Source organism: Bacillus sp. Root920 (genome assembly GCF_001429445.1).
GTDB lineage: Bacteria > Bacillota > Bacilli > Bacillales > Bacillaceae > Bacillus > Bacillus safensis.
Genome location: NZ_LMJV01000009.1, coordinates 132,589 through 156,593, shown reverse-complemented (window position 1 = coordinate 156,593; position 24,005 = coordinate 132,589). Strand labels below are relative to the sequence as shown.

23 protein-coding genes, 1 pseudogene and 1 other annotated feature are annotated in these 24,005 nt (G+C 41.0%); of the genes and pseudogenes, 19 read left to right on the top strand and 5 right to left on the bottom strand.

The features are described 5' to 3' along the window. Positions 1 to 22 precede the first annotated feature (22 nt). A pseudogene (locus ASE42_RS19280) lies at positions 23 to 293 on the top strand (hypothetical protein). A gap of 395 nt (positions 294 to 688) precedes the next feature. On the opposite strand, the gene ASE42_RS15915 reads toward ASE42_RS19280, so the two are convergent. From ASE42_RS15915 to ASE42_RS15905, 3 genes are all read right to left on the bottom strand, one after another. After that, positions 689 to 1,027 (bottom strand): hypothetical protein, encoded by a 339-nt coding sequence (locus tag ASE42_RS15915; RefSeq protein ID WP_056768056.1) that lies wholly within the window; start codon positions 1,025 to 1,027, stop codon positions 689 to 691. A 21-nt stretch (positions 1,028 to 1,048) separates the two neighbouring features. Further along, positions 1,049 to 2,596, bottom strand: a complete 1,548-nt coding sequence (locus tag ASE42_RS15910; protein ID WP_056768053.1) for a T7SS effector LXG polymorphic toxin — start codon at positions 2,594 to 2,596, stop codon at positions 1,049 to 1,051. A 94-nt stretch (positions 2,597 to 2,690) separates the two neighbouring features. Continuing rightward, positions 2,691 to 2,879: a hypothetical protein gene (locus ASE42_RS15905; RefSeq protein ID WP_034621166.1), complete on the bottom strand. Its 189-nt coding sequence runs from the start codon at positions 2,877 to 2,879 to the stop codon at positions 2,691 to 2,693. Between the two features lie 192 nt (positions 2,880 to 3,071). Between ASE42_RS15905 and ASE42_RS15900 the strand changes: the two genes are divergently transcribed. After that, positions 3,072 to 3,251, top strand: coding sequence for a hypothetical protein (locus ASE42_RS15900; protein WP_025092472.1), 180 nt, complete (start codon positions 3,072 to 3,074; stop codon positions 3,249 to 3,251). 231 nt (positions 3,252 to 3,482) lie between these two features. Here ASE42_RS15900 and ASE42_RS15895 read toward each other — a convergent pair whose 3' ends face one another. Continuing rightward, positions 3,483 to 3,878, bottom strand: a complete 396-nt coding sequence (locus ASE42_RS15895) for a VOC family protein (RefSeq protein ID WP_024427819.1) — start codon at positions 3,876 to 3,878, stop codon at positions 3,483 to 3,485. Positions 3,879 to 4,211: 333 nt separating this feature from the next. On the opposite strand from ASE42_RS15895, the gene ASE42_RS18835 reads away from it, so the two are divergent. The 6 genes from ASE42_RS18835 to ASE42_RS15870 all read left to right on the top strand — a co-directional run bounded on the left by ASE42_RS18835 (position 4,212) and on the right by ASE42_RS15870 (position 9,001). Next, positions 4,212 to 4,361 (top strand): teichoic acid D-Ala incorporation-associated protein DltX, encoded by a 150-nt coding sequence (locus ASE42_RS18835; protein ID WP_024427820.1) that lies wholly within the window; start codon positions 4,212 to 4,214, stop codon positions 4,359 to 4,361. A gap of 14 nt (positions 4,362 to 4,375) precedes the next feature. Beyond that, entirely contained in the window at positions 4,376 to 5,881 is a 1,506-nt protein-coding gene (gene dltA, locus ASE42_RS15890; RefSeq protein WP_056768050.1) for a D-alanine--poly(phosphoribitol) ligase subunit DltA, read from the top strand. Next, positions 5,878 to 7,062 carry a D-alanyl-lipoteichoic acid biosynthesis protein DltB gene (gene dltB / locus ASE42_RS15885; RefSeq protein WP_034621161.1) on the top strand — a complete coding sequence of 395 codons (1,185 nt, stop codon included), beginning with the start codon at positions 5,878 to 5,880 and terminating at the stop codon, positions 7,060 to 7,062. The genes dltA and dltB overlap by 4 nt, the downstream gene beginning before the upstream one ends. Before the next feature lie 21 nt (positions 7,063 to 7,083). Then, complete coding sequence (gene dltC / locus ASE42_RS15880; protein WP_024423191.1) at positions 7,084 to 7,320, top strand: D-alanine--poly(phosphoribitol) ligase subunit 2; 237 nt, start codon at positions 7,084 to 7,086, stop codon at positions 7,318 to 7,320. Continuing rightward, positions 7,320 to 8,486, top strand: coding sequence for a D-alanyl-lipoteichoic acid biosynthesis protein DltD (dltD, locus tag ASE42_RS15875; protein WP_025092477.1), 1,167 nt, complete (start codon positions 7,320 to 7,322; stop codon positions 8,484 to 8,486). Before dltC ends, dltD begins: the two co-directional genes overlap by 1 nt. 95 nt (positions 8,487 to 8,581) lie before the next feature. Beyond that, the gene (locus ASE42_RS15870; RefSeq protein ID WP_041115074.1) at positions 8,582 to 9,001 is read left to right on the top strand and encodes a YkvA family protein; all 420 of its coding nucleotides are present in this window, start codon (positions 8,582 to 8,584) and stop codon (positions 8,999 to 9,001) included. A 32-nt stretch (positions 9,002 to 9,033) separates the two neighbouring features. On the opposite strand, the gene ASE42_RS15865 is transcribed toward ASE42_RS15870, so the two are convergent. Further along, positions 9,034 to 10,077 (bottom strand): lactonase family protein, encoded by a 1,044-nt coding sequence (locus ASE42_RS15865; protein ID WP_034621158.1) that lies wholly within the window; start codon positions 10,075 to 10,077, stop codon positions 9,034 to 9,036. A gap of 432 nt (positions 10,078 to 10,509) precedes the next feature. On the opposite strand from ASE42_RS15865, the gene ilvE reads away from it, so the two are divergent. The 11 genes from ilvE to clpX all read left to right on the top strand — a co-directional run bounded on the left by ilvE (position 10,510) and on the right by clpX (position 23,978). Then, a complete protein-coding gene (gene ilvE, locus ASE42_RS15860) occupies positions 10,510 to 11,424 on the top strand; it encodes a branched-chain-amino-acid transaminase (RefSeq protein WP_056768048.1) in 915 nt (304 codons plus the stop codon). 8 nt (positions 11,425 to 11,432) lie between these two features. Continuing rightward, positions 11,433 to 11,679, top strand: a binding site (T-box leader). A 122-nt stretch (positions 11,680 to 11,801) separates the two neighbouring features. Beyond that, positions 11,802 to 13,526, top strand: coding sequence for an acetolactate synthase large subunit (gene ilvB / locus ASE42_RS15855; RefSeq protein WP_025092480.1), 1,725 nt, complete (start codon positions 11,802 to 11,804; stop codon positions 13,524 to 13,526). Then, positions 13,523 to 14,041: an acetolactate synthase small subunit gene (gene ilvN, locus ASE42_RS15850; RefSeq protein WP_007501584.1), complete on the top strand. Its 519-nt coding sequence runs from the start codon at positions 13,523 to 13,525 to the stop codon at positions 14,039 to 14,041. The genes ilvB and ilvN overlap by 4 nt, the downstream gene beginning before the upstream one ends. An 18-nt stretch (positions 14,042 to 14,059) precedes the next feature. Then, a complete protein-coding gene (gene ilvC / locus ASE42_RS15845; protein ID WP_024423187.1) occupies positions 14,060 to 15,088 on the top strand; it encodes a ketol-acid reductoisomerase in 1,029 nt (342 codons plus the stop codon). Next, on the top strand, positions 15,075 to 16,628 hold the full coding sequence (locus tag ASE42_RS15840) for a 2-isopropylmalate synthase (protein ID WP_024423186.1): 1,554 nt from the start codon (positions 15,075 to 15,077) through the stop codon (positions 16,626 to 16,628). Before ilvC ends, ASE42_RS15840 begins: the two co-directional genes overlap by 14 nt. A gap of 18 nt (positions 16,629 to 16,646) precedes the next feature. Next, on the top strand, positions 16,647 to 17,744 hold the full coding sequence (gene leuB / locus ASE42_RS15835; protein WP_056768045.1) for a 3-isopropylmalate dehydrogenase: 1,098 nt from the start codon (positions 16,647 to 16,649) through the stop codon (positions 17,742 to 17,744). 40 nt (positions 17,745 to 17,784) lie between these two features. After that, the gene (gene leuC, locus ASE42_RS15830; protein ID WP_048239029.1) at positions 17,785 to 19,200 is read left to right on the top strand and encodes a 3-isopropylmalate dehydratase large subunit; all 1,416 of its coding nucleotides are present in this window, start codon (positions 17,785 to 17,787) and stop codon (positions 19,198 to 19,200) included. Positions 19,201 to 19,213: 13 nt separating this feature from the next. After that, positions 19,214 to 19,813, top strand: a complete 600-nt coding sequence (gene leuD / locus ASE42_RS15825) for a 3-isopropylmalate dehydratase small subunit (RefSeq protein ID WP_056768044.1) — start codon at positions 19,214 to 19,216, stop codon at positions 19,811 to 19,813. Between the two features lie 125 nt (positions 19,814 to 19,938). Beyond that, on the top strand, positions 19,939 to 20,946 hold the full coding sequence (gene ddcA / locus ASE42_RS15820; RefSeq protein ID WP_024423182.1) for a DNA damage checkpoint antagonist DdcA: 1,008 nt from the start codon (positions 19,939 to 19,941) through the stop codon (positions 20,944 to 20,946). A 240-nt stretch (positions 20,947 to 21,186) separates the two neighbouring features. Next, complete coding sequence (tig, locus tag ASE42_RS15815; protein WP_056768041.1) at positions 21,187 to 22,461, top strand: trigger factor; 1,275 nt, start codon at positions 21,187 to 21,189, stop codon at positions 22,459 to 22,461. Positions 22,462 to 22,712: 251 nt separating this feature from the next. Next, positions 22,713 to 23,978: an ATP-dependent protease ATP-binding subunit ClpX gene (gene clpX / locus ASE42_RS15810; protein WP_024423180.1), complete on the top strand. Its 1,266-nt coding sequence runs from the start codon at positions 22,713 to 22,715 to the stop codon at positions 23,976 to 23,978. Positions 23,979 to 24,005 lie beyond the last annotated feature (27 nt).

The window sequence follows — 24,005 nt, the reverse complement described above, 5'->3', positions numbered from 1 at the left end:
TAGGAAGGTTTTTTATTTTTATATGAAAAGGAGAATTGAATCGCTGAAACCATGCAATGAACCTGAATGTCCTCAACTAACGCTTGAAGGATATTGCAAACAGCATAAGACATTGAAGTTTTCATACGATCTGCACCGTGAATCATCATCACTCTGGGGATATAACAGCCGTCAAACCGCATAAGGGAGATAAAAAAATGTTCTGGCTTTCTTCTAATTGGCAGCCACTGTGTGCGTTCTGTCACAGTAGGAAGACCGCTAAAGAAGATGGAGGGTTTGGAAATGGATTATAAAAAATGCACATGTGATCAATGCGGAACAACATTTATTATTAGATACTGTTCTAGGATTATGAAGATCGGACGTGGAATCAAACAACGTCTACTAGTGTATCCGAGGTGTAAAGCTGAGTACACATCCTACTATACAAACGCAGAAATCAGAAAGTAGCAAAGGAAAATCAGTAAGCTTATAATGCTATTCGAATGAAGAGGAACAAAAGCCTCCTTGGACAGCAAAGCACAAAAAAGTAAAGTCGGGTCAAGCATTCACGCTTGATAGATAGTTAATCAATGAGGCAAAAATGTAAAAGCTGAAATCAGGCCATTATATTACAGCAACTTTAAAGTATGTTGAAGTAAAGCAGAAGTAAAAGAAAAGCCCTTCCGACAGGAGGGGCTTTTCTTAGTTATTCATCACTGGCCAATTCCCATATTTTTTGACCGTCTGCCATATAAACTGCACTTGGTGTATCTTCATAAAGAGAGATCTCAAACAAAGTGTTTCCCTCAATTAACCAAGTATATAAACTGTCTTTTTCATTATTAAGGGGAGGCGATAAAATTTTATTTACTTGAAAGACTGTAGCGTAATATTCTTTATAATTGATGTCATCATCTTCTAGACCGTTATCAGTTTCAAAAAATGTATCAGTTCTACCGATTAGCCTTAATCCATTTTCATATTCCAATGTAAGGTCTCTATTTTTGTATTTTGATAATGTTTTAAATAAAGAATCAGGTTCCATGTCAATCCTCTTTTCTCATATTTATGATGGTTGTGAAGGCACGATGTGAGCGCCGTTTTTACTATAATGTATAATACCTCTTGTAGTCTCTTCATACTTATTGGTCTCTGTATTGTAATGCTTTCCTATGACTTGACCAAAATCCACTCTTTCTTTATTTTTTGTTTTTAACATATCACCAGTACCTGCATGTTTATCAAGCAATTTTTGTGCTTTTTTATTATCTCCAAAGAAGATACTCTTTGTTTTACCATTAGCTATCTCCTGTTTATAGTTAGGTGCATCAGGAATATGTTTCTCTTGAGCGCCTGGTTTTACTTTTACAGGGAAACCATTTACTTCACGATACGGACCTTTTGGTACGGAATGTTTGCCGAAGGAAGGTGTTTTGACAATCTTCTTGGCTACTTTCTCTCCTTTCATTATTTTAAATACGTATTTTCCTACTTTAGCGATTTTAGCTCCGGGTATCATGTACAAGCTTGATACTAGACGGTCCATGTCAGCGACTTTGTCACCTGTTACAGGGTCTCTTCCTGTGATGACTCGAATGGCATCATTTATTCCTGTAAATTCAACCGCTGTATTTAAGATGTTTGAGGTTTGTTTCAAGTCAGAAATCTTTGTGATGCTTTCAATCTTCACTTTGTTTTGATCCGATATTCGTAACCGATATAGCATTCCATCTCGAATAACTTCAACTGTTTTGGCATTTGCGAAGTCAATCTTTTCATTTGTATTATATACTTTTCCATTTACGAACACGGCGTTTTGATTGATTTTATTAGACGGTTTCTTCTTCACAAGAGTATCCACATTCGATTGCTCTTTATCATTCAGCTTGTTCAGCATGATCATCATTGGGTTTTCTTTAGGGTTGTCTATTTTTTCATTCAATTCGCTGATGTTGCTGCTGATTTTTTCTTCTTTTCCACCTTTGAAAATAGAGCCTTTTTGATAACTGGTAATTTCAATTTTCGGGCCAGTGAACATCTTGCTTAAAGTATCTATGTATTGCTTCATTGTGTGAAGGGAACTTTTTGTTTCATTTAGAGCACTTGTTTGTTCTCTGTCAAATGCATGAAGTAGTCCAATGGTTTTGAACGTCTCAAGCCAGGCTTTTTGATAGCTTTGTTGAAAAGCAGATTCGTCTACATGAGGCAAATGCTCAATATGGCTGACCCTGCTGAGCGCTTGATTCACATCGGATACAATATCAGAAATAGTCCGTTCGGCTTTTTTTAACCCTTGGTCAAGCTCGTGTTCAATGAATGATTGAGAGATAAAACCATTCGGGTTTGATTCAAAAGCATGAAGTGCCTGTTTTGTCTTTTTTAGTGCACCACTGTATTCTTCAATGACGATCTGAAAGAATTGCAAAAAGGGAATGTGACACTCCATATAAAAATCTTTTATCGCTTGTCCAGCTTCTCCCTTCAATGCACCATCTAAGGAGATGATTTGGTTGATTTGCTTTTCTAGGGACTTAACATTATGTGATTGCTGCTTCAACTTGTTCAGCGTTTGGTCAATTCCATTCTTCAACTCAAAGACATCAAGGGTTTTCATTCCGTTCTCCTTTACTTTCTGTTAGTACTCGAAGCAATTAAGCGTCCACATAAAGAAAGGGAGCTGCATAAACGACAGCTCCCAAGTTGAGGAGTTAATTTTTCTTTTTTCTGTAGTCTTTTACTAAGCTTGAAACAACTAAACCCATCACACTATAAGCCACAAGATAAAATAAAACATTTGTTACAGGTGTATCAATTTTCCCTAAGATCATCACAAGGGCAATAATAGCGCAGGGTAAAGTAATTAATAACGTTTTGGATGGCGTGCTTTGCTGTGACACTTAATGACCTCCTGATTGATCCATTAAATAGATATTTTAGTTGATTTTAACATATGGAGATTGTACGAACAACATAAGGAGGATAGCAATCTACTTTAAGAGCGGACAAATGAAACTTACTGATTTTATGGAAATCATTTCAATTAAACCTTTTGTGTAATAAAATGTATATGATTTATACAAAGGGGTGAGATGGAGGTGAAGCATCTTTTAACGGCAATCGTAGTGGCTAGCATTGTGGGGATCATTGTATATGTTGCAGACGATCGTTTAAGCATGTTTCCGTTGATGCTGATTATAGCGGTTGCGATCTATATCGTAAGCAGGATTAGCGAAGCATTGATTAAGAAATACTCAAAAGAAAATAGTTAATAGCACCGCCCTCCATTGGAAGGGCGTTTTTTTATTAACCTTCCTAATGAAAGAGGCATTGTAAAGCAGTAAATGTTCAAAAGAGAGAATATTCTTTCTCCCACTAAAAAAAGTAAGGTGTATAAGATGAAAACGAAGAACCAGTTTGTCTTGTGACGGATTTTCCTTATCATGTAATGACGAGAAACCCATGAAATTATGGGTTCTTTTATTTCTCTAGTCAAACTAAAATCAAGGTGCCACCAATTCGACTTTCATTCTATCAGGATCTTCAAAATAAACAGCGTAGTGTTTATCGCCGCCTGCGAAGGGGTGTGTATCGGTATAAAGAATTTTAACACCCATGCTTTTTAACTTTTCAGTCATATCATCTACTTGCTGCCGGGAACTGGCATGAAAAGCCAGGTGGTTTAGACCTGCCCTGCGTCTATGATAGGGTATGTCCATAAATCGTTCCTCCGTTTGTACGAAAACGATATACGTTTCTCCCAATTTCCAACTTCGACCGCTTTCCCAGGTTTGATACGGCTCGTAGCCTAACTCCTCTAAAAACCACCCCCAAAAAATAATCGAATTCTTTAAATTCGAAACATTTAGTTCAATGTGATGAATAAGCCCTTTTGACAATAGATGAGCCCCCCATTTAGAAGATTAATGATTATATGACTTAATGTAACTTAATTCAGATGAATATGGAACTCTATTTAATGGTTTAGCTGTTAATGAATAAATCTAAAGAAGAATATGCTGCTTATCGAAAGCTTTCAGCAATTTTAAGGCAAATTTAAGATCGGATTTCATTTCAAATGTATTAAATCTTTGTTACAATAAGACAGCTTTGCTCAGAAGAGACGTTCCAAGGTTCGACATTTTTTTAGCATTTCTTAAAATTTTTATGGTTTGATATGAAACTCTTTGAATGAGTCATGCGTCTCTATAAGTGTCAAAAGAAAAGAGGTTATCAATATGCTATTCAAAAAGCTATCAGAAAATAAGTCTGTAAAATGGATAGGATATACAAGCTTTTACTTACTTATTTTGCTATTATTGTTCTTTATTTACGGATTCCACACAGCAAATACGGGATCATTCATTTACAACGATTTTTAATTGGAGATTAAATTATGAAACTATTACAAACGATTCATGAATACCAGCAAACAAAACCAACACAGCCAGCATTTGTTTCTCAACATGCATCGATCACATATGATGAACTTTGGCATTTATCAGACCAAATGGCTGGTGCGATCGATGCAGTCGCAGCTGGCAGTGAACCTGTCATTGTATACGGTCATATGGAGCCAGAGATGCTGATTTCTTTCTTAGGCAGTGTGAAATCAGGCAGACCATATATTCCGGTCGATATCTCAATACCTGTCGAGCGTATCGTCTCAATTATTGAAAGCTCAAAAGCCAGTCTATTGATTTGTGCAAATGAGCAGAATGTATTAGATGTAGAAGAACACATTGATGTGAAGAGTGCGGCATCGCTTTTAGCACTTGAAAAAGAAGCACCGCCATCCACGCAGTGGGTTCAACAAGATGATGTTTTCTACATTATTTATACATCTGGCAGTACCGGAAAACCGAAGGGCGTTCAGGTAACTGCCAATAATTTAGAAAGCTTTACAGATTGGATGTGCCGTGACTTCCCAATTGGTGAGGGACGCACATTCTTAAATCAAGCACCATTTTCTTTTGACTTATCAGTGATGGATATCTATCCAGCGCTTCAATCAGGCGGCACGCTTTACTGTTTAGTAAAAGATCTCGTCAACAAGCCAAAGGATATGTTTGCAGCACTTGGTCAATCTGACGTTGAAGTGTGGACATCAACACCTTCTTTTGTGCAAATGTGCTTAATGGACCCTTCCTTTACAGGGGAGCTTTTACCTGAGCTGAAAGTTTTCTTGTTCTGCGGTGAGGCGCTTCCTGTAGCTGTAGCAAGTGCACTTCTGGAGCGTTTTCCAAAGGCGCAGGTCTTTAATACGTATGGTCCAACTGAAGCAACTGTTGCAATCACATCGATTGAAGTCACGCAGGAGATTCTTGATCAGCACGATTCTTTACCAGTCGGCTATGCCAAACCTGATACAGACATCGTCATTTTAGATGAAGAAGGCAAGACACTTCTTGATGGTGAAAAAGGAGAAATTGTCATCGTGGGGCCAAGCGTCACGAGAGGCTACTTAGGTGAACAAGCCTTGACAGATAAAGTGTTCTTTGAATACGAAGGACGTCCTGCTTACCGTACAGGTGACGCAGGTGTGGCGCAGGATGGTTTAATTACGTGCCATGGCCGTCTCGACTATCAAATTAAGCTTCATGGATACCGGATGGAGCTTGAAGAAATTGAATATCATGTAAGCGAGACAACCTATGTCAATGCTTGTGTGATTGTGCCATTCCAGCCAAACGGTCATGTTGAGTACTTGATTGCAGCGATTGTTCCAGCAGCTCATTCATTTGAAAAAGAGTATCAGCTGACAAGCGCGATTAAGAAAGAAATGGCGGATTCACTGCCAGCGTACATGATCCCAAGAAAGTTTGTCTATCTTGAGCAGCTGTACATGACGCCAAACGGGAAGGTTGACCGTAAGAGAATCGCGAAAGAGGTTCTTCTATGATTCCGTTTAGTTCATTCTTTTTCTTCATTCTAATTGGTATTCTTCTTTTGCCGACGATCATTCTTGGTCTTCGCGGCAAAAGAATGCAGGGCTACAACATGTTTGCAACGGTTGTGGCGCTGGCACTTATTTTCTCAAAGGATGCCCATGGCGCGTTGCTGCTCTTCTTGTTCACGGTGTGGCAAATCTTCATCATCCGCCTGTACCTTGCGTACAGGTTAAAGGCGAATCAGGCATCTGTTTTCTATGCAGCAGTGGTGGCATCTATTTTGCCGCTTGTGCTGTCAAAGATTTTACCGTTCTTTTTAACTCATCAGCCGCACCAGCCGCCGCCAATGAACTGGCTGAGCTTTTTGGGGATCTCGTACTTAACATTTAAAGGTGTTCAGTTAATTATCGAGACAAGAGACGGCTTGATTAAGAAGAAAATTCCGATTCACCGTTTGGTCTATTTCATTGTCTTTTTCCCGACGATTTCATCAGGTCCGATTGACCGTTACCGCCGATTTGAAAAGGATATGGATACGCCGCCTGAAAAGGAAGCATACAGTGATCTTCTATATGCCGGTATTCATAAAATTTTTATTGGCTTCTTATATAAGTTTATTATTGGTTATCTAATTCACACATATATTCTGATGAATATTCATCACATTAGTAGCAGTCACTTTGTTCAGCAGTTAACGTATATGTATGCTTACAGCATGTATTTGTTCTTTGACTTTGCTGGATATACAATGTTTGCTGTAGGTGTGAGTTATATTATGGGCATTAAGTCGCCAGAGAACTTTAATAAACCGTTTATCAGCCGAAACATTAAAGACTTCTGGAATCGCTGGCATATGTCCCTGTCCTTCTGGTTCAGAGACTACGTGTTTATGAGATTTGTGTTCTTTATGACCAAAAAGAAGTGGATTAAGAACCGTATGGCTGTATCAAATATCGGGTACTTTGTCCTCTTTCTATTGATGGGTGCTTGGCATGGTCTTGCCCTTCAATATATTATTTACGGACTATATCATGCAGTTGTTATGTCCGGTTACAATTTATTTGAGAAATGGAATAAAAAGCACAAGTGGTGGCCGGATAATAAGGTCACAATGGTTGTGTCGATCATTATTACATTCCATGTGATTTGTTTCGGATTTTATATTTTTTCAGGAAAACCATTTCATCATTAATGATTAAGGGAGTAGAAAATTATGGAATTTAAAAATCAAGTATACGGTATTATTGCAGAGGTTTGTCAGGACGACGTTGTGAAAGAAAATCCAGAGATTGCGATTTTTGAAGAAGGTCTTCTTGATTCATTTGGTACAGTAGAACTGCTTATGGCAATTGAAAGTCAACTCGGAATCACTGTTCCGATTACAGAATTCGATCGTGATGTGTGGGATACGCCGAATCATATTGCTGAGCAGCTGGCAGAGATGAAGTAATGAAAAAGCGTTTTTTTGGGCCGCTTATTTTAGCGGCTGTTCTATTCATTGGTGTTCTTCTTGTACCAAATGCATGGCTCTCACACCTGATCCCAAAAGACAAATTACAAAAGTCAGCCACAGAATTAGATCCAGGGATGTTTCAAGGGCTTTATTTACAAGATGAAATGCTAAAAGATCCAACTTATTTGCCGATCTATGGATCTTCTGAACTATCACGTTTTGATCCATATCACCCTTCGAATTTCTTTCATGAGAATCCTCAAGGGTTTACACCTTATCTTATTGGAAAAGGTGGATCGCAATCATTAATTCATGCGATGAACTTTGCAGCGCATATGGATGAATTAAAAGGGAAGAAGCTTGTATTTATCGTGTCCCCGCAGTGGTTTGTGAAATGGGGATCTGACGAGAATCACTTTGCCCCTAACTATTCAGCGCTTCAAGCGCTTAATCTCGCCTATAATAAAGAAATTGATCCAACTGTGAAAAAAGAGCTGATCAAAAGAATCATGAAGTTTAAAGCAGTCAAAAACGACATGGTGATTACAGAGCTTTTTAAAGCAGAGCTATCTGGGAACAAGTTCGCTTATGGCGCGATTTCTCCTATTGCGAAAATGTACTATGGCATGCTTCAAAAGAAAGACATGTACTATACGATTGGATCGGGGCATGAGCGCAAGCTTCAACCGTCTCCTTCAGTCAAAGGAAAAACATGGGCTGAGCTTGAAAAAGAAGCGAGCATTTTTGGTGCGAAAAGAGCAGGGGACAACCCGTTTTATATTAATCAAAAACTGTTTGACCACAAGCTGAAACCGATCATGAAAAAGATGAAGGATTCCCGTGAAGGTCATTCTTATGCGGAATCACCAGAATACAAAGATTTTCAAATCATGCTTGATATTTTAAAACAGGCAGGGGCAAAGCCTTTGTTTGTAACGATTCCTGTCAACGGAAAGTGGTATGACTACACCGGTTTTCCGAAAGAAGGCCGTACAGGTTATTATGAAAAAATCAATCGTCAAATTCGAGATAATGGGTATGAAGTCGCTGATTTGACTAAGCATGAGTACGATCCTTATTTCTTTAAAGATACGATTCATGTGTCTTATAAAGGATGGGTGTACATCGATAAGGCAATTGAAAAGTTTTACAAAGAGCAGTAGAATGCAGCAGCTTTCTGCTGCTTTTTGTTTGTCGAATCGGCGGATATCTTGTATAACTAAGGGTAAAGGGCTATGCTGTAGATGGAGGCGATATGATGAATCGTTCTGAGAAAAAAGAACTATTAAAGCGTTCGAAGAAGCATTTTAATGATCATGCCTTTTGGGAAAAGTTAAAAAAGACGGCACAAAAAGCTGGTGTCTCTCTTGTCTATGCTTTGCTATTACTTTACTATACATTGCAAAAACCCGAAGTGCCGGTCAAAGCAAAGACCTTGATTATTGGAGCACTCGGCTACTTTATCCTTCCACTTGATCTCATTCCGGATACATTGGTTGGTGTCGGCTATACAGATGATTTAGGAGCCATTACATTTGCTTTGCTTCAAGTAGCAATGTACATTGATGATGATGTGAAAGGGAAAGCAAAAGACAGGCTGTCAAAATGGTTCGGCGAAAAAACCGATACGTCTTTAATTGATCAAAAGCTTGAGGATGGCGGTATGCCGTCTGTATAAAGAAAAGCCTCCGTTATTGGAGGCTTTTTTCTTTACCCTAAAAATTTCACGCAAACTGGATGAGGGACGGTAATGTCTGATTGTAAGACAGTGAGTCGTCCTGTTTCTTTGTCGCGTTTGTATAACACAAGATTGCTAGATTCTTGGTTTGAACCGACGAGGAATTCTTCTGTTGGATCAAGCACAAAATCTCTAGGCCAGTTTCCTTCAGAAGAAGCAATCTCGACAAGGCTTAATTGGCCGTCAGCGTCTGTTTTAAAAATCGCAATGCTGTCATGACCGCGATTTCCTGCATAAACAAATTGTCCGTCTGAAGAGACATGAATGGCACTTCCTTGATTGTTCTCCGTAAAATCGCTTGGAATGGTCGCGATTGTTTGGATCTCTTCAAAATGACCATCTTCAAAGTAACGAAGCACAATGACCTCTGAGCTTAGCTCTGTCATGACATATGCCACAGGTTTCGTTGGGTGGAATGTGATATGACGAGGTCCGCTGCCTGGCTTTGTTTCAAATGTATGAGCAAGCTCAAGTTTGCCGTCTTCTTTCTTATACGTATAAATTCCATCTGTTCCAAGGTCAACAGCCACTGCAAATTGTTCATCTGGCGTGAGACCCATAAAGTGAGTGTGCGGTTTTTCCTGACGATCTTCGTTAGGGCCAGTTCCTTCATGCTGCGCCTGTGAGAGCGTGCGGATCACTGAGCCGTTTTCAGCATCGATTTCATACATCTCTGCTGTCCCTTTATGATAGTTCGCTGTATACGCCGTTTTCGTTTGACTGTCCACGCTGACGTGGCAAGGAGAAGCTCCATCGGCAAGCTCTTGGTTGATGAAGTGAAGTCTGCCTGTTGTTGAATCAATTTGATACGCAGCAAGGCCGCCCTGTGATCCTTTTTTCACAACAGCATAAACAAACTTTTGATCCTCTGACACGGTTAAATATGTAGGATTTTCAAGCTCAGCAGCGACTTCTACTTGCTCAATCTGCTGCTTGTCCGTATTTAATGTAAACGTATAAACACCTTTACTGTCTCCCTTTGTATACGTACCGATATAACCTCTGATGTTAGCCATGTATTGCCCTCCTTCTATTAGATGCTCTCATTCTATCATAAATTCATAGGAAAACGCTTTAGAAAGGCATGCCAAAAGAAAAACAAAGTCAATGAAATCTCACAATATTCATCAAAAATGTTGTGAAAAAATATCACAAAAGTTTTCTCAAAAGAAAACCGTTCATGTAAAGTAAATAAATTGAAGAAAAAATACAAAAAATTTTAAGTTTTTTCATTCCTTGTCTAGCAAAGGTGTAAGCGTATACATTTAATTTTGATTAGTCTAAATTGTCTAATAATTTTAAAAATGCTGTTGACACTGTATGGAAAGCGGCGTAAGATGGGTTCAACAAAAGCTAAACAAACACGCAGTGCAAGCGAGAGACACTTCAATATAAAGTGTCTGAAAATTCAACTACTTTTTGTTTGAAAGAGAGGGTGCTCACTGAAAATGGAAGACCAAAAGGAACAGTGGATCTTTTTAAACGATGAACTCGTGAAAAAAGAGGATGCGAAAATTTCAGTTTACGATCATGGCTTCTTATATGGCGACGGTGTTTTCGAAGGGATTCGCGTGTATAACGGAAATATCTTTCGAATGAAAGAACATTTAGACCGCCTGTATGATTCCGCCAGATCCATTATGCTGAGCATTCCATATTCACTTGAGGAACTCACGGAGAAAATGATTCATACAGTTGAAAGGAACGGCCTAAAGGATGCCTATATCCGCCTTGTCGTCTCAAGAGGAGCGGGTGATCTTGGTTTAGATCCTAACAACTGCGGGAGAGCCAACACAGTGATCATTGTAGAGCCGCTGGCCATTTTTCCAAAGCACCTATATGAAACGGGTATTGATATTGTAACGGTTCCAACAAGACGAAATCGTCCAGATGTCCTTAGCCCAAAAGTGAAATCATTAAATTATTTGAATAACATTCTTGTCCGAATCGAAGCCCATATGGCCGGTGTGAGTGAAGCGCTGATGCTCAACGATCAAGGGTACGTGGCGGAAGGTTCTGCAGACAACGTGTTTATTTATAAAAAAGGCAAGCTTTATACACCGCCAGGTTATATCGGCGCACTTGAAGGCATCACAAGAAATGCCATCATGGAGATTGCAGAAGACTTAGGCTACGAAGTGAAAGAAGAACCATTCACAAGACATGATGTGTATACAGCTGAAGAAGTATTTCTAACAGGAACCGCAGCCGAAGTCATCGCCGTTGTAAAAGTTGACGGCCGTACAATCGGTGAAGGAAAACCTGGGTTCCACACAAACAAACTTCTTGAACAATTCCGTAAGCGAGTAGTTGAAGAGGGAGAAAAAGTCGTTTTTGCAGATGAAAACATTCATGCAAGTTAAATAGATATCGATAAACGTTGAAGAGGACTAGTAGCTTTAGAGTCAGTATCTACAGAGAGCCGGTGCTAGCTGGAAACCGGTGTTACTTTCTAAAGTGAACTCACCTCTGAGTGTCTGCTTGAAATGATAGTAGGGCAGACCGAGTGACATTGCTCACTCGTTACCAAAATGGACGAAAGATGTCCATGAGACGGCAGCAGGGTTTGCCGTGAACAAGGGTGGTACCGCGAAAAACAAAGCTTTTTCGCCCCTTTGACCTAGTGAAAAGTAGTGTCATTGTGGGGTGAGAAGGCTTTTTTATATGGTCTCATATCTCTATCTTGAATGGAAAAGGGTGAAAGGACTTGACTGAAGCAAGACAAAGAGGAGGAAATCAAATGGGGACAAATGTACAAATGGAGACGGAAAAATCAAAAGCACCACAAACGATGAACGGTGCACTCATGTTAATTGAAGCACTCAAAAGAGAAAAAGTAGAAGTCATTTTCGGCTATCCGGGCGGAGCAGTTTTGCCAATCTACGATAAAATTTACGATTCTGGTTTATTTCATGTCCTGCCAAGACATGAGCAGGGAGCGATTCACGCAGCAGAAGGATACGCAAGAGTATCTGGTAAACCGGGTGTTGTCATTGCCACATCAGGGCCGGGAGCGACAAACCTTGTGACAGGAATTGCAGATGCGATGATTGATTCACTTCCCCTTGTTGTATTCACAGGGCAGGTGGCAACGTCAGTCATTGGATCGGATGCATTCCAAGAAGCAGATGTACTCGGCATCACAATGCCAATTACAAAGCACAGCTACCAGGTAAGGAATCCAGAGGAATTACCGGGTGTCATTAAAGAGGCATTCCATATCGCAACAACAGGCAGACCTGGTCCAGTCTTGATTGATATTCCAAAAGATGTCGCAGGCATTGAAGGAACCTTTGAATATGATCAGCCAATTGATTTACCTGGTTATCAGCCAAAAGTAGAGCCGAACTATTTGCAAATTCGCAAATTAGTAGAAGCTGTCAGCAGAGCGAAAAAACCAGTCATTCTAGCAGGAGCCGGCGTACTTCATGGCAAAGCATCTGAAGAATTAAGACAGTATGTAGAGCAGCAGCAAATCCCAGTCGCTCATACACTGCTTGGACTTGGCGGATTCCCGGCAAAGCACCCTCTTTTCCTAGGGATGGCTGGTATGCATGGCACATATGCAGCGAACATGGCTCTTCATCAATGTGATCTGCTCATTTCAATCGGAGCAAGATTTGATGACAGGGTAACAGGCAACCTCAATCATTTTGCGAAACATGCGAAGGTCGCTCATATTGACATCGACCCAGCGGAAATCGGCAAGAACATTCATACCCATATCCCGGTTGTTGGAGACAGTAAGCTCGTTCTTGAAGAACTGATCAAGCAAGACGGGAAGCAAGGGGAATCAGACGAATGGAAAAATCAATTAGATCAGTGGAAGGAAGAATATCCACTCTGGTACGTTGAAAACGAAGCAGAAGGCTTTAAGCCTCAAAAGCTGATTGAATACATTCATCAATTCACAAAAGGTGAAGCCATTGTCGCAACTGATGTCGGACAGCATCAAATGTGGGCAGCGCAGTTCTATCCATTTGAAAATGCAGATAAGTGGGTCACATCTGGAGGTCTTGGCACAATGGGCTTCGGATTACCAGCAGCCATCGGCGCTCAGCTGGCTGATCAAGAGGCAACTGTTGTGGCGATTTTAGGAGACGGAGGTTTCCAAATGACCCTGCAAGAACTTGCCGTTATCCGTGAGCTGAACCTTCCAGTCAAAGTGATTGTACTCAATAATCACAGCCTTGGAATGGTAAGACAATGGCAAGAAATTTTCTACGAAGAACGCTACTCACATTCTAAATTTTCAGAGCAGCCAGACTTCGTCAAATTATCTGAAGCTTATGGCATTAAAGGAATCAGAATCTCATCAGACGAAGAGGCGAAAGAAAAGCTTGAAGAAGCCTTAACCTCTAGAGAGCCTGTTTTCATCGATGTCAATGTAGCGCGAGATGAAAAAGTATTCCCGATGGTAGCACCGGGGAAAGGACTTCATGAGATGGTGGGGGTGAAACCTTGAAAAGAATTATTGTGTTGACTGTATTAAATCGATCAGGCGTACTGAACAGAATCACAGGCCTCTTTACTAAAAGACACTACAACATTGAAAGTATTACGGTCGGCCATTCTGAGATTCAAGATGTATCACGCATCACGTTCGTCGTCCATGTAGACCAGGAGAAAGACATCGAGCAGCTGACAAAACAGCTGAACAAACAAATCGATGTGCTGAAAGTAACAGACATTACAAACCAATCAATCGTTCAGCGAGAGCTGGCTTTGATAAAAGTCGTATCTGCACCAGCATCTAGAATGGAGATCACAGGGGTCATTGAACCGTTTAGAGCTTCTATTGTAGATGTGAGCAGAGAGAGTGTCGTCATTCAGGTGACAGGTGAGTCTTCAAAAATTGAAGCACTCATTGAATTACTTAAGCCATACGGCATTAAAGAAGTCGCCAGAACTGGCACCACGGCCTTTGCGAGAGATAATCAGCAAAAGCCGCAAACAAATAAAACAATTTCAATTGTCTAAACAAAAGGAGAGAGTCAAATGGTAAAAGTATATTATAACGGTGATATTCAAGAAAACGTATTAAATGGTCAAAAGGTAGCAATCATTGGTTACGGTTCACAAGGTCATGCACATGCATTGAACTTAAAAGAAAGCGGCGTAGATGTGATCGTCGGCGTAAGAAAAGGCGGATCTTATACAAAAGCACAAGAAGACGGTCATCAAGTATTCACAGTAAAAGAAGCAGCGGCACAAGCAGACGTCGTGATGGTACTACTTCCAGATGAGCAGCAAAAGAAAGTATATGATGAAGAAATCAAAGATCAATTAGAAGCTGGCAACTCACTTGTATTCGCACACGGATTCAACGTTCACTTCCATCAAATTGTTCCTCCAAGTGACGTAGACGTGTATCTTGTAGCTCCAAAAGGACCAGGACATCTTGTGAGAAGAACATATGAGCAAGGCGCTGGTGTACCTGCCCTATTTGCTATCTATCAAGATGTATCTGGCCAAGCGAAAGACAAAGCACTTGCTTATGCGAAAGCGATCGGCGGAGCAAGAGCGGGCGTTCTTGAAACAACATTTAAAGAAGAAACAGAAACGGATCTATTCGGTGAGCAGGCAGTTCTTTGTGGAGGTCTTACTTCACTAGTAAAAGCAGGATTCGAAACGTTAACAGAAGCTGGTTATCAGCCAGAGCTTGCATACTTCGAGTGTCTGCATGAACTAAAATTGATCGTTGACCTTATGTATGAAGAAGGATTAGAAGGCATGAGATATTCAATCTCTGATACAGCACAATGGGGTGATTTCGTATCAGGACCACGCGTTGTGGATGCAAAGGTAAAAGAGTCAATGAAAGCTGTTTTGACTGATATCCAAAACGGAACATTTGCAAAAGAATGGATTGTTGAAAACCAAGTGAATCGTCCACGTTTCAATGCGATCAATGCAAATGAAAATGAGCACCAAATTGAAATCGTTGGTAGAAAGCTTCGTGAAATGATGCCTTTCGTTAAACAAGGAAAGAAAAAGGAAGCGGTGAGCGTCGGTGCGGAAAATTAATTTTTTTGACACAACACTTCGGGATGGAGAGCAATCACCAGGAGTGAACTTAAATGCACAAGAAAAGCTAATCATTGCAAAGCAGCTTGAGCGCCTTGGGGTTAATATCATTGAAGCGGGATTTCCCGCTTCATCCCGAGGGGATTTCTTAGGCGTACAAGAAATTGCAAGAACGATTAAAAACTGTTCTGTTGCTGGTCTTGCACGATGTGTGAAAGGTGACATTGATGCTGCATGGGAAGCATTAAAAGATGGAGTGGAGCCAAGGCTTCATGTCTTTATTGCCACTTCTGATATTCACCTGAAGCATAAACTAAAGAAAACACGTGAAGAAGTCGTAGAACAGGCTGTCGCAATGGTGAAATATGCGAAAGAACGTTTTCCAGTTGTCCAATGGTCAGCAGAAGATGCGTGCCGTACAGATCTTGCTTTCTTAGCAGAAATTGTAGAAAAGGTCATTGACGCTGGGGCGAGTGTCATTAACTTGCCAGATACAGTTGGATACCTAGCGCCAAAAGAGTACGGAAACATCTTTAAATATATGAAGGAACACGTTCCAAATATCGACCGCGTCAACTTGTCCGCTCACTGTCACGATGATTTAGGAATGGCTGTAGCAAACTCACTTGCTGCTATTGAAAATGGCGCAGATCAAATTGAAACGGCTGTCAACGGAATTGGCGAGCGCGCTGGAAATGCCGCGTTAGAAGAAATTGCAGTGGCTCTTCATATTCGAAAAGACTTTTACCAGGTCGAATCAACGATTCAATTGAATGAAATTAAGCGTACAAGTGATGTAGTGAGCAAATACTCAGGAATGATTGTGCCGCGTAATAAAGCAGTCGTTGGAAACAACGCTTTTGCACATGAATCAGGTATTCACCAAGATGGCTTCCTCAAAGAAAAAACAACCTATGAAATTATTTCTCCAGAGCTTGTCGGTGTGACAACAGATGTGCTTGTCCTTGGAAAACACTCCGGAAGACACGCGTTTAAAGACCGCATGAAAACACTAGGCTTTAAACTAACGGAAGACGAAATCAATAAATTCTTTGAGACTTTCAAGAACTTGACAGAGAAGAAGAAAGAAATTACAGATGATGATTTGATCTCTATTATATTAGAAGAAAAAGTAGCAGATCGAAAAATTGGCTACGAATTTGAAAGTCTGCAAGTGCACTATGGAACAGAACAAATGCCAACAGCAACGGTTTCGCTGAAAAACCAAGAAACGCAGGAAGTCATCCAAGAAGCAGCTACAGGTGCAGGCAGTGTAGAAGCTGTGTACAACACGCTTGAGCGCTGTATGGAGGAAAGAATTCATTTGCTGGACTACCGCATTCAATCAAATGGAAAAGGCAGAGATGCACTAGCTGAAGTATATGTCACTGTTTCAATAGAAGGAAAAGAAACAGCAGGACGCGGAGTAGCGCAAGATGTGCTTGAAGCATCGGCGAAAGCTTACGTCAATGCAGTGAACAGGCATTTAATCTTCAAATCAAATCTGATTGAAATTGAGAAACATCACGCGATCTCATAGGAAAGGAGGAAGGTTCTCATGAAAAAGAAAATTGCACTTTTGCCCGGCGATGGAATCGGACCGGAAGTCGTGACATCAGCAGTCGCTGTCCTTCAAGAGACGGCGGCGCAATTTAGGCACGAATTTGAATTCGAAACTGCGCTCATTGGCGGTATCGCAATAGATGAAAAAAACAACCCGCTTCCAAAGGAAACAGTAGATGTATGCAAAAGCGCTGATGCGATTTTATTAGGAGCAGTCGGTGGACCAAAGTGGGATCAAAACCCGCCAGAGCTTCGTCCAGAAAAAGGCTTGCTCGCTATTCGTAAACAGCTGGACTTATTTGCAAACATCCGCCCTGTAAAGGTGTTCGATAGTTTAAGCGAGGCATCTCCGTTAAAACAGGATCACATTAACGGAGTCGATTTCGTCATCGTTCGTGAATTAACAGGCGGTCTCTATTTTGGTGAACCAAGCGAACGCTATACGGATGATGAAGGAAAAGAAGCTGCCGTTGATACGCTCCTTTATACAAAGGAAGAAATTGTCCGCGTATTAAAAGAAGCGTTCGACATGGCTTTAACGAGACGGAAAAAAGTGACGTCTGTGGATAAAGCGAATGTCCTTGCTTCTAGTAAACTATGGCGGGATGCGGTAGAAGAAGTTGCTGCCCAATATCCAGAAGTTGAATTTGAGCATATGCTCGTCGATAATGCTGCCATGCAGCTGATTTACAAGCCCGCTCAATTTGATGTCATTGTAACAGAGAATATGTTCGGTGACATTTTAAGCGATGAAGCTTCGATGATTACTGGATCACTCGGCATGCTGCCATCTGCTAGTTTATCAAGCACTGGCCTTCATTTATATGAGCCAATTCATGGTTCAGCACCCGATATTGCGGGGCAAAACGTTGCAAACCCTCTGGCAACCATTTTATCAGCAGCAAGCTTGCTTAGAACATCCTTTGCATTAGAAGAAGAAGCGGCTGCAATAGAAGAAGCTGTGGAAACTGTTCTTGCCTCTGGCAAACGAACAAAAGATTTAGCAGCAAAAGAGGGAACATATCAAACAACTGAAGAAATCACTAATGCGGTTGTAGACGCACTCAAGCAGCGTGTGCAAACCATTGTATAAATAGAATCTTGTGGAATTAGATAGAGGGAGGAAAAGGGTTATGCCTCGAACAATCATCGAAAAAATATGGGATCAGCATGTAGTCAAAAGCGGCGAGGGGAAACCAGACCTTTTATATATTGATCTGCACTTGGTGCATGAAGTGACATCACCTCAAGCATTTGAAGGATTAAGACAAAAAGGGCGCAAGGTGAGAAGACCTCAAAACACGTTTGCGACGATGGATCACAACATCCCAACTGTGAATCGATTTGTGATCAAAGATGAGATTGCTAAAAAGCAAGTGAGTGCCTTAGAGCGCAACTGTGCGGAATTTGGCGTTCGTCTTGCTGACCTTCATAGTGTTGACCAAGGAATCGTCCATGTCGTTGGACCGGAGCTTGGATTGACACTTCCGGGGAAAACAATTGTTTGTGGAGATAGTCATACATCAACTCACGGCGCGTTTGGCGCACTTGCCTTTGGAATCGGTACAAGTGAGGTTGAACATGTACTTTCTACACAAACACTTTGGCAGCAGCGTCCGAAAACGTTAGAAATTAGAGTAGACGGAAAGCTTCAAAAAGGGGTAACTGCCAAAGATGTCATTTTAGCTGTCATTGGTGCGCACGGTGTGAAGTTCGGTTCAGGTTATGTCATTGAATACACTGGGGAAGTATTCAGAAACATGACGATGGATGAGCGGATGACCGTTTGTAATATGTCAATTGAAGCAGGCGCAAGAGCAGGATTGATTGCACCTGATGAAATCACCTTCGAATATTGCCGCGGACGCAAATATGCACCGCAGGGCGAAGACTTCGAAGCAGCTATTAAAGAATGGGAAGAACTTAGAACAGATCCAGGTGCAACCTATGATAAAACCATTGTGTTAGATGGAAATAAGATTTCACCAATGGTTACGTGGGGAATTAACCCAGGAATGGTACTCCCTGTGGATGCATCAATCCCAGGACCTGAGGACTTTGCACAAGAAGATGATCAAAAAGAAGCGATTCGTGCTTACGAATACATGGGTGTCCACCCGCATCAGCGTATAGAAGATATTACGATTGAGCATGTCTTTATCGGCTCATGTACGAACTCAAGAATGACTGATTTACGCCAAGCTGCTTCTATGATTGAAGGACAAAAAGTAGCAGATCATGTCAGAGCGATTGTGGTGCCTGGCTCTCAAAGTGTCAAATTGCAAGCAGAAGAAGAAGGTCTTCATGAAATCTTCCTTGAAGCAGGATTTGAATGGAGAGAATCTGGCTGCAGTATGTGTCTGAGTATGAATAACGATGTGGTACCGGAGGGCGAGCGCTGCGCGTCCACATCAAACCGTAACTTTGAGGGGCGTCAAGGGAAGGGTGCGAGAACGCATCTTGTCAGCCCGGCAATGGCTGCAATGGCTGCGATACATGGCCGATTTGTCGATGTCAGGAAGTTTAATCAAGAGAAAACAGTCGTGTAAGGAGTTGTCATAGATGGAGCCTTTAGTCACTCATAAAGGAAAAGCCGCTGTGCTTAACCGAATCAATGTAGATACAGATCAAATTATTCCGAAGCAATTTTTAAAAAGAATCGAACGAACAGGATATGGCCGCTTTGCCTTTTTCGACTGGCGTTATTTAGCCGATGGCAGCCCAAATCCCGATTTCGAACTAAATCAGCCGATTTATGAAGGAGCATCCATTTTGATCGCAGGGGAGAACTTTGGCTGCGGATCATCTAGGGAACATGCTCCTTGGGCGCTTGATGATTATGGCTTTAAAATTGTCATCGCACCATCATTTGCAGATATATTTCATCAAAACTGCTTTAAAAATGGGATGCTTCCGATTCGCCTTGATTATGATGTGTGGAAAACCTTCGCTGCGTCATATGAGAGCAAAGGATATGAGATGACGGTTGATCTGGAAAAACAGCAAATAGAAGATCACGAAGGGAATATCACCCCTTTTCAAGTCGACCCTCACTGGAGAGAAATGCTCCTAAATGGTTATGATGAGATTTCATTAACATTACTACTAGAAGATGACATTCAAGCATTTGAAGAAAAGCGCAGCAGCTGGCTGCGCGCCTAAGCAACGAGAAGCTGTCCGCCCGAGGTGTGACGGCTTCTTTTTTGCATGAAAACCTCTCGTTACTTGTGTTTACTAATCTTCGTTGGTAAACTGATAAAAAATATGCGCCCGAAAGGAACGTAAGCATGAAGCATGACAAGAAGAAAGACAATGTCATTTTGTTTCCTGGTCTGAAAGAAAGACTGATTGAAAAAGGAATGGCAGCATTAAAAGATAAACAGTATCAAGAGGCGCTTCACTTGTTTTCAGAAGCAAAATCGTATGATGACGATGAAGAATCCGATATTCACCTTGGAATGGCCATTTGTTTTCTGGAGCTGGGTGAGCTACAGGATGCAAAGCGTGTTTGTGAAAAAATGCTGCATGAAGGATATGGCCACTATTTCACTGTGCTCCAAGTGTATATGACGATCCTCATTCAGCTGAAGGAATATGAAGAAGTCAAACAGACAATTGAGGCTGTGCTTGAGGAAAACCACCTTCCGGCAGAAAGTGCGGAGCATTTTTACAAGCTGCTCGAATTTAGCAGAAAAATGATCGAATCACCTGAAGAGATTTTAGATGAAGATGAGGACGCCGGAAGTGAGGTCAACATAGATGATATGCTGAAGCGTCCGGAAGAACAGGTCCAGTTCATTCATTCATTGAAAGACCGGAATATTACACCGCATATGGGTCTATTAAATACCATCTTACAAAATCCTGATGGGAACCCTTTGGTCAAATCAATGATCCTGCAGCTTCTGGCAGAGCATGATGTGGCAAAACCGGTTCATGTGACAAAATTCGGTGATTCTTTAACCCTTATTCCTTCTGAGGCTGTAAAGCCAGAGCAGATGCCGCTTCTTCAGCAAGTCCTTCGTATGCTTGATGACACGCTTGGCAATGAAAATCCGACCCTTTACCAAGCCGTGGAAGAGTTATGGCGCCGGCACTTATTTGTGCTGTATCCATTTCTTCCTAAATACACAGATCCGAGTCTTTGGGCAGCGGCACTTCATAAAGTCGGCTATGAAATGCATGGGATTGAGATTGAACTAGAAGAATTGCATCTATTGTATGAATTTAACGAACGAGAGCTGAGAGAAGCTTGCACAATGCTGAAAGATATTGAAGAAATTTCTTATTTGTAATTTGTCGATTTAGTTGAAAGACGGACTTGTTATGTTATAATATAATGGTTGTATTTGTGCATATATAGTGCAGTTGTCAGATTCCAACGGTTGAAAGACGATATGTATAATCAAGTCAAATGTTGTATACATAATGCAAGCTTCTTAGCGGAGTGCGTGGTTTTTGATTGGACGAAGTCTTTATGATGCTTTAGAATGGAGCAACGCACAATCTGAATAGATTTTTGGAGGGAAACACACATGTCAGTAAAATGGGAAAAACAAGAAGGTAACGAAGGCGTACTAACTGTAGAAGTTGACGCTGAAACATTTAACAAAGCACTTGATGATGCATTTAAGAAAGTGGTTAAGCAAGTATCGATCCCTGGATTCCGTAAAGGGAAAGTACCACGTGGTCTTTTCGAGCAGCGTTTTGGTGTAGAATCTCTTTATCAAGATGCATTAGATATTCTTCTTCCGGTTGAATATCCAAAAGCAATCGACGAAGCTGGTATCGAGCCAGTTGACCGCCCTGAAATCGATGTTGAGAAAATCGAAAAAGGCGAAAACTTAATCTTCACTGCAAAAGTAACAGTGAAGCCTGAAGTAAAACTTGGTGACTACAAAGGTCTTAACGTAGAAAAAGACGACACAGCTGTTACTGATGAAGATGTACAAGAAGAGCTTAAAGGCATGCAAAACCGTCAAGCTGAGCTTGTTGTCAAAGAAGAAGGCGCAATCGAAAACGGCGATACAGTTGTTCTTGATTTCGAAGGATTCGTTGATGGAGAAGCATTCGAAGGCGGAAAAGCTGAGAACTACTCTCTTGAAGTAGGTTCTGGTTCATTCATCCCTGGTTTCGAAGAGCAATTAGTTGGTCTTGAAGCTGGCGCTGAAAAAGACGTAGAAGTTACATTCCCAGAAGAATACCATGCTGAAGACCTTGCAGGTAAACCAGCTGTATTTAAAGTGAAAATTCATGAAATCAAAGCAAAAGAACTTCCAGCACTTGACGATGAGTTCGCTAAAGATGTTGATGAAGAAGTAGAAACGCTTGCTGAGTTAACTGAAAAAACGAAGAAACGTCTTGAAGAAGCAAAAGAAAACGAAGCAGAAGGAAAACTTCGTGAAGAGCTAGTTGCGAAAGCTTCTGAAAATGCGGAAGTTGACATCCCAAAAGCGATGGTTGACACTGAGCTAGACCGCATGATGAAAGAATTCGAACAACGTCTTCAAATGCAAGGAATGAACCTTGAGCTTTACTTCCAATTCTCTGGACAAGATGAAGATGCGCTGAAAGAGCAAATGAAAGAAGATGCTGCTAAACGCGTAAAATCTAACCTAACACTTGAAGCAATTGCTGCTGCAGAAAACTTACAAGTGTCTGACGAAGAAGTGGAAGAAGAACTTTCAAAAATGGCTGAAGCATACAACATGCCAATTGAAAATATCAAACAAGCGATCGGATCTACTGAAGCAATGAAAGAAGATCTAAAAGTTCGTAAAGCAATTGATTTTCTTGTAGAAAACCGTTAATATGGTGCATAATAATAAAACAGGGCGCGAGTGACTCGTGCCTTGTTTTGTACAATTTTTGACTTATCATCGCTTCTTTTGGAAACGATAGTGTAAGTCGCATCTTTCTGTCATACATATCTCAATGTGCAGTGTTAGAAACACATCGTTACCGTCTTTTAGGAAAGTATGGTAAAATGCATACATACTGGACCCAGAAAGGTAGCTGACTGTTAGCTACAGGCAAGTGAAGAAGAATAAGGGGTGAAAGAATGTTTAAATTCAACGAGGAAAAAGGTCAATTAAAATGCTCGTTTTGCGGAAAAACGCAAGATCAAGTGCGTAAACTGGTCGCAGGACCTGGCGTATATATATGTGATGAATGTATCGAGCTTTGCACGGAAATAGTTGAAGAAGAGCTCGGCACAGAGGAAGAAGTTGAATTCAAGGATGTTCCGAAGCCTCATGAAATTCGGGAGATTCTTGATGAATATGTCATCGGACAAGACAATGCGAAAAAATCCTTAGCTGTAGCGGTGTATAACCACTACAAACGGATCAATTCCAACAGCAAGATTGATGATGTTGAGCTTTCGAAAAGTAATATTTCTATGATTGGACCAACAGGAAGCGGTAAAACATTACTTGCTCAAACACTTGCACGTATTTTAAATGTGCCATTTGCGATCGCAGATGCAACATCATTAACTGAAGCGGGTTATGTTGGTGAAGACGTAGAGAATATTTTACTAAAGCTGATCCAGGCAGCGGATTATGATGTAGAAAAAGCGGAAAAAGGCATTATCTACATCGATGAGATCGATAAAGTAGCAAGAAAATCAGAAAACCCTTCTATCACTCGCGATGTATCTGGGGAAGGCGTCCAGCAAGCCCTTTTGAAAATTCTTGAAGGAACAGTCGCTAGTGTACCGCCTCAAGGTGGACGTAAGCATCCGCATCAAGAATTCATTCAAATTGATACGACGAACATCCTCTTCATTTGTGGAGGAGCCTTTGACGGGATTGAGCAAATCATCAAACGCCGCTTAGGTCAAAAAGTCATTGGATTCGGTGCGGAAAATAAAGTCGAAGATCTTGAAAAAGAAGTCCTTCTATCAAAAGTACTGCCAGAAGACTTGCTTCGCTTCGGTTTAATTCCAGAATTCATCGGTCGTCTGCCGGTTATTGCAAGCCTAGAGCCGTTAGATGAAAAAGCACTTGTAGAAATCTTGACGAAGCCTAAAAATGCGCTTGTTAAGCAATATACAAAAATGCTTGAGCTTGACGATGTAGAGCTTGAATTTGAAGAAGATGCTCTTAGCGAAATTGCGAAAAAGGCAATTGAGCGTAAAACAGGAGCTCGTGGTCTTCGCTCAATCATTGAAGGCATCATGCTTGATGTCATGTTTGACCTTCCATCTCGTGATGATATTGAAAAATGTGTCATCACTGGTGCGACGGTTGCTGATGGTGAGCCGCCGCGTCTTGTGTTAAAGGATGGCACAGTCGTTAATAAAGATACAAAAACATCTGCATAAGAGAAGTTATCACTCCTGAATCATTTT